The organism is Granulicatella sp. WM01 (assembly GCF_004570605.1).
Taxonomy (GTDB): domain Bacteria; phylum Bacillota; class Bacilli; order Lactobacillales; family Aerococcaceae; genus WM01.
The window spans coordinates 1-6378 of sequence record NZ_SPPB01000077.1 but is presented as its reverse complement, the minus strand read 5'-3'; the positions used below and the strand labels follow the sequence as shown (position 1 = coordinate 6378).

The following is a 6378-nucleotide window of genomic DNA, read 5'->3' as shown; positions in this document are numbered from 1 at the left end:
TATTCTAACGGTGTTATTGAGGGGATAAATCGAAAAATAAAATTATTAAATCGCATGAGTTATGGGTTTAAATATTTTACATATTTACGAACTCGAGTATTTTTAGTGCAAGAAAAATTATTTAAACAATCTTAATATGGGCTGAAAAGTCTATCAAATCAGTATGCTTATTGTCAAGGCACGCTCACGCTATAAACCTTGACAACTGCATACCGATTCGAAAAGAAACAATTAGCCCTATTAAGAAAAAACAACTTAATATTTGCTGGAATTTTTACTTACCAACATAATTTGACGAAGAGCCTTTTTGGTTCAGCATGTTTTATGTGATAATATAACGCATTAAAGAGTCATAAAAAACCTTTGAATAATGGAAGTAAGGTATAAAATTGATATGAAAAATTAAATTTTATTGAGAAGTGGTAGAAGAAAGTGCCTCTGTGTGTTATACTAACCCAATATTAATAATTTCAACGAATTGCATGCGAAAAATAAGTAGCCTTCAAGTTGAAAATGATGTTCATACTTAGATGAGTATCTTTTAGAATGAGGGGAGTAGTTTTGAGAAATTAACATAAAATGATTAAAGGACAATAAACATGAAAAAAGGTATTTTAACGAGTTTACTATTATTTGGAATTATTTTTGGTGCAGGAAATTTGATTTTTCCACCGACTTTAGGTTTGCAATCTGGGAGTGAGTTTCCGTTGGCTATTTTAGGCTTTCTTGTATCAGATGTTGGCATTTCAATAGGTGCTATTATACTAGGTGTAATGACATTGGGAGGGTATAGTCGTGAAATCGAACAAAAAATATCTCCTACATTTTCTATTTTATTTTTAGTGGTATTGTATTTAACCTTGGGTCCTATTTTTGCCATTCCAAGAACGGCTGCAGTATCTTATGAAATGGGATTTTCTTCTTTTGTGTCTAATAATTCGCTTGGGTTGCTTGTGTATTCAGGACTATATTTCTTTTTTGCGTATATACTGGCTATTCACCCAAGTGGGATTGTGACTAGTGTTGGAAAAGTTTTAACCCCTATTTTTGCCTCATTAATTTTACTGTTAGTAATTATGGGCGTTATTAAATATGCTCAATTACCTTCTTTAGCCCCGTATGAAATGTATCAAAATGGGAAAGCATTGGGTGCAGGTTTTTCGGAAGGATACAATACATTAGATGCTATAGGAGCAGTTCCATTTAGTGTTGTAGCAATTAGTACATTAAGACAATTGGGCTTTAAGTCAAAAAAAGAATATACTGTTACCATTAGTGTTGTTGGAGTACTGACAGCTTTGGCATTTTGTTTATTCTATGTAGGTTTGTCATTTTTAGGTAATAAATTTCCGGTTCCACAAGAAGTATTATCCAATCCAAATATGAATTTTGGGATATACATTCTATCAGAGTCAACACGTCAAATCTTTGGCGATTATGCAAGTATCTTTTTAAGCGTAATGGTTGCTGTGACGTGTTTTACAACGGCAGTTGGATTAATTGTAGCCACGGCAGATTATTTTGCAAAAAAATTTCCACGTTTACGTTATAAAACGTATGTTTTATTATTTACATTAATGAGCTTTGGTATTGCCAATATCGGTTTAAATCAAATCATTTTGATTGCAGTTCCTGTATTACGTATTTTAGGTCCATTAGTTATTGCAGTTGTGTGGTTTGTTTTGATTAACAAATGGCTTCCTCTATCACGCCTAGGTATGCAAATGACAATGGTTACAGTGGGTGTCATCTCCTTTGTCAGCGTCATCGCTTCTATATTCAAAATAGACAGTATTTTAACAATTGTGTCATATTTACCTTTATCCAATCAATCAATGGAATGGATTATGATTGTATTGTTAGGAACAGTGCTTGCCTTAGTTTTACCGAACCGTCAAAAAGGAGAAGCATTCGACTTTGAACAGTGGAATAAATTTGCTGATTGATGTAGTAATAAGAATTAGAAAGCAATTTTACAGAGTGATAGCTTAATAAAAAAAGTTTTATTTATAAAAAAGTCTAACCGTTCAGCTTGTTACGGTTAGACTTTTTTGAGTTTTATAATGAGATTATCGAAAAATAGATTTGTTCCACTTAGTCATCGTGTTGGTACACAAAAACTTTTCCAGCATGATGTATTGTCCATGTTTTTTGGAAGGTAGATTATATTTGTTGTATAGTATGTGCTATTCTATATCTTATAGGAATATGCTATATAGAACTGAAAAAATGTAAATAATCAGAGTATAAAAGGGATTGTAAAGAATTAAATCGTAGATTAGTTTATGAAAAAAACATTTTAAAAAGAACAATTTTAATTAGTAAAGAGATTAATAAAAATTTTTTGAAGGAGCATAATGAATAAGGCTCATTTTATAGAGGAGAAAATAGACTAATGAGGCGTACTTTTTATTTAGTGCAGGGATTTTTGGGAAGTTAAATAGTAAGGAGAGAGGTTTATGTGATGATTATGAGAGTGCAGGATACTTGATTTATGAGATAAATATGTGAAAGCACTTGTTGAAATAATATAAAATAAATATATTATGCCAATATGAGAGAGTTCACGTTTGAATGTTTTGAAAAATTGCCTAAAATTTAGTATGATATAGGAGAATAAGTTTAAGTAAAGGAGTGGAGTACATGAGTGAATTTCCACAGTTAGACAGTGCATCAAATGATTTAAGAGTATTAATGAAAACGAATAAAGGAGATATAACATTACGTCTATTTCCAGACGTTGCCCCTAAAACAGTAGCTAATTTTGTGGGGTTGGCAAAGCAAGGATATTATGATAATGTCATTTTTCATCGTGTCATTAATGACTTTATGATTCAAGGTGGAGATCCAAGTGGAACAGGTATGGGTGGTGAGTCAATTTACGGAGGAAAATTTGAGGACGAATTTTCACTATCTGTTTTCCATTTCAATGGTGCTTTGTCCATGGCGAATGCTGGTCCTAATACAAATGGTAGTCAATTCTTTATTGTGAGTGCTAAACATGTACCAGCTCAAATGATTGGACAATTGGAAGCTGGTGGCTGGCCTAAGGAAGCTATTGACGAGTACGCTAAACATGGTGGAACACCTTGGTTAGATCAAAAACATACGGTATTTGGACAAGTAGAAACGGGTATGGATGTTGTGTATGCTATTGAAACTGTTCAAAAAAATGCCATGGATAAACCTTTAGAAGATGTTGTGATTTTATCGGTGGAAGAAATATAAAGGTTTATTATGTATAAAATTGGAGATATTATCGAGGGGACGGTAACAGGAATACAGACGTATGGTGTATTTATTAGTCTTGATGAGGAGCAACAAGGATTAATTCATATTTCCGAGTGTACACATGGATATATTCAAAATGTGCATGATTTTTTGAAAGTAGGAGAAAAAATCAGAGCAATGGTTATAGATGTTGATGAATACACAAAGAAAATTAGTTTATCATTGCGTGCATTAGAAAAAGTGCCTATTCCTAAGCAAGTGGTCAAACGGAAACGAAGACGGCAGAGTTATGCCAACCAAATAGGATTTGAATCATTAAGACAAAAGATGCCAAAATGGATAGAGGAAGCTCAAGAATTAATTGACTCAGACAAAAATCGTTAATTGAGCAGATTAAGACGTTTGATGTTAAGCGAAAATCAGAAGTGAGTAGATAACGTCATTATATAATAGTGGAGAAATGAATAAATTTAGGGGAATAGTGTGTCAAAAGGTAAAGCATTAAATTTTTAACAAAAAGGAGCATGATTATGGTAAAACATATTCACTTTGATTACAAAAAAGCACTATCTTTTTTTGAGGAGCATGAATTATTTCAGATGCAGAGCATGGTAAGTGCTGTACACAATGATTTACGCAACGGAACAGGCGTTGGAAATGACTTTACAGGGTGGGTTAATTTACCTGCTGAATATGATAAAGAAGAATTTCTAAGAATAAAACAGGCTGCTAAAAAAATCCAAGAAGATTCAGAGGTTCTTATCGTCATTGGTATTGGTGGGTCTTACTTAGGCGCTAAGGCAGCGATTGATTTTTTAAATCATAGTTTTTATAATTTAGATCCAGAACGTAAAACACCACAAGTCTTTTTTGCAGGCAATAGTATTAGTTCAACTTACTTACATGATTTAATCGAAATTGTTGGAGAACGTGATTTTTCAGTAAATGTTATTTCTAAGTCTGGGACAACAACAGAACCAGCTATTGCATTCCGTGTATTCAAAGACTTATTGATTAAAAAATATGGTGAAGAGGGTGCGAAATCGCGTATTTATGCAACAACAGATAGAGCAAGAGGTGCTTTGAAGAGTGAAGCAGACGCACAAGGTTATGAAACATTTGTAATTCCAGATAGCGTAGGAGGACGTTTTACTGTATTGACACCAGTTGGATTACTTCCAATCGCTGTGACAGGAGCAGATATTGATGCGTTAATGTCTGGAGCATATCAAGCTATGGTAGATTATAAACATGATGATTTACACACTAATGAGGCTTATCAATATGCGGTTATTCGTAATGTGCTATACCGTAAAGGAAAACATACAGAATTATTAATTAATTACGAACCAAGTTTACAATATTTTTCAGAATGGTGGAAACAACTTTTTGGAGAATCAGAAGGAAAAGATGGAAAAGGTATCTATCCATCAAGTGCAAACTTTTCAACAGATTTGCATTCCTTAGGACAATATATTCAAGAGGGTCAACGTAATCTATTTGAAACGGTAATTAAAGTAGATAAACCTCGTCATTCTATTGCTATTCCTGTTACTGAGGAAGATTTAGACGGATTAGGCTACCTACAAGGTAAAGATGTTGATTTTGTGAATACTAAAGCCTATGAGGGAACACTTTTAGCTCATACAGACGGACAAGTTCCCAATTTATTGGTCACTATTCCAGATATGAGTGCTTATACATTAGGTTATGTAATGTATTTCTTTGAAATTGCTGTAGCGATTTCGGGCTATTTAAACGGAGTCAACCCATTTGATCAACCGGGGGTTGAAGCTTATAAAACAAATATGTTTGCTCTATTAGGGAAACCTGGCTTTGAGGCATTAAAAGCTGAACTAGAACAAAAATTAAATCATGAATAAAAAACTAAGGCAACATTCTAAAGAGTAGTTTTTGAAGTATGAACAGCAAGATTTCAACAGTTTCGTATGATTTCTTGCTGTTTTTCAAAATGATTAAGGGATATGAGGCAGTCTATATGAACAGAAAACATATAATTTACATTATGAATTTTATTCTTTTTGCGTTATCAAGTGCAATTTTGTTAACGATAGTATGCAAACCACTATTTTATTGGCAAATTTCAGCAGTTGACACACAACAATTAATTGGATTGACGCAGACACAAGTCATGAAAAATTATGATCAGTTAATAGATTACTTACTATTTCCATGGATAAACACATTAATCATGTCAGATATTCCTACCTCTGCACAAGGTGCATTTCATTTTATGGAAGTAAAAAATCTCTTTTTACTGAATCAAATTGTCTTTATATTTACGTTAATCATCTTTGTGATGGGGTTAAAAAAAATTCATAAGACACAATCATTTTGGCAATACGTTACACCATTACGTTTATTAAGTTACATACCGCTTCTTCTAACCATTATTTTTGTATCAAGTTTTAATTATTGGTTTGTTGCATTTCATCACATGTTCTTTAATAATGACGCATGGTTATTTAATCCTGCAACAGATCCGATTATTAATGTTTTACCTGAATCTTTTTTTATGTTATGTTTTATTGTGGTAGTTGCCATTGTTCAGAGCTGGTTTCTGATTGGGTACCTATACATGAAAAGGAAAACAAGGCAATTAGTTGATAAACGTGTCTTGTTGAGTGCTAATCAATGATGTGTGATGAACTTAATAAATTGATAAAGTGTAGACAATTAAAATGTAGCATTATGTAAAAACGTGTGAAAAAGAGATTATGACGTAAGGAATTGAAGAATTAGACAGGAAATGATTGGGAAAATGGATAAAATAGTAAGTAAAAGGGACTGGGAAAAAACTAAAATTTTTAGTCTTTCGATTAACATTTGAAAAATTGAAAACAGCTTAGAATCAACGTTTTTGATGACGTTATTACAAGCTGTTTTTTATTTTTAAGACTTTTTTCCCAGTCCCTTTTTTATAGTATTCTTTGGGTTCTATAATAAATAGGGTTGATGAAAAAAGTTCATTAACCCTATTTTTAGATATTAAAGTAAAAAAAGTGTACAAAAAAGTAGATAACCAGTATTCTATAAGTACCTAATCAAAAGAAAGAGGTTATCTACATGTCATATTATACACAAATTTTACTACAATTAAAAGACGACACACATATCACTTTTTTA

At 32.3% G+C, this 6378-nt stretch carries 6 protein-coding genes; all 6 read left to right on the top strand.

Annotated features, from left to right (window positions below):
• On the top strand, positions 1-135 hold a 135-nt coding region (locus E4T68_RS08040), incomplete at its 5' end, for a transposase (protein ID WP_167753761.1).
• Positions 136-599: 464 nt separating this feature from the next.
• The gene (brnQ, locus tag E4T68_RS08035; RefSeq protein ID WP_135125843.1) at positions 600-1946 is read left to right on the top strand and encodes a branched-chain amino acid transport system II carrier protein; all 1347 of its coding nucleotides are present in this window, start codon (positions 600-602) and stop codon (positions 1944-1946) included.
• Between the two features lie 697 nt (positions 1947-2643).
• Positions 2644-3228 carry a peptidylprolyl isomerase gene (locus tag E4T68_RS08030; protein ID WP_135125841.1) on the top strand — a complete coding sequence of 195 codons (585 nt, stop codon included), beginning with the start codon at positions 2644-2646 and terminating at the stop codon, positions 3226-3228.
• A gap of 9 nt (positions 3229-3237) precedes the next feature.
• Positions 3238-3615, top strand: a complete 378-nt coding sequence (locus E4T68_RS08025; protein WP_135125839.1) for a CvfD/Ygs/GSP13 family RNA-binding post-transcriptional regulator — start codon at positions 3238-3240, stop codon at positions 3613-3615.
• Between the two features lie 146 nt (positions 3616-3761).
• Positions 3762-5114 carry a glucose-6-phosphate isomerase gene (locus E4T68_RS08020; RefSeq protein ID WP_135125837.1) on the top strand — a complete coding sequence of 451 codons (1353 nt, stop codon included), beginning with the start codon at positions 3762-3764 and terminating at the stop codon, positions 5112-5114.
• A gap of 38 nt (positions 5115-5152) precedes the next feature.
• Positions 5153-5890, top strand: coding sequence for a TIGR01906 family membrane protein (locus E4T68_RS08015; RefSeq protein WP_135125835.1), 738 nt, complete (start codon positions 5153-5155; stop codon positions 5888-5890).
• The last annotated feature ends 488 nt before the right edge of the window (positions 5891-6378 follow it).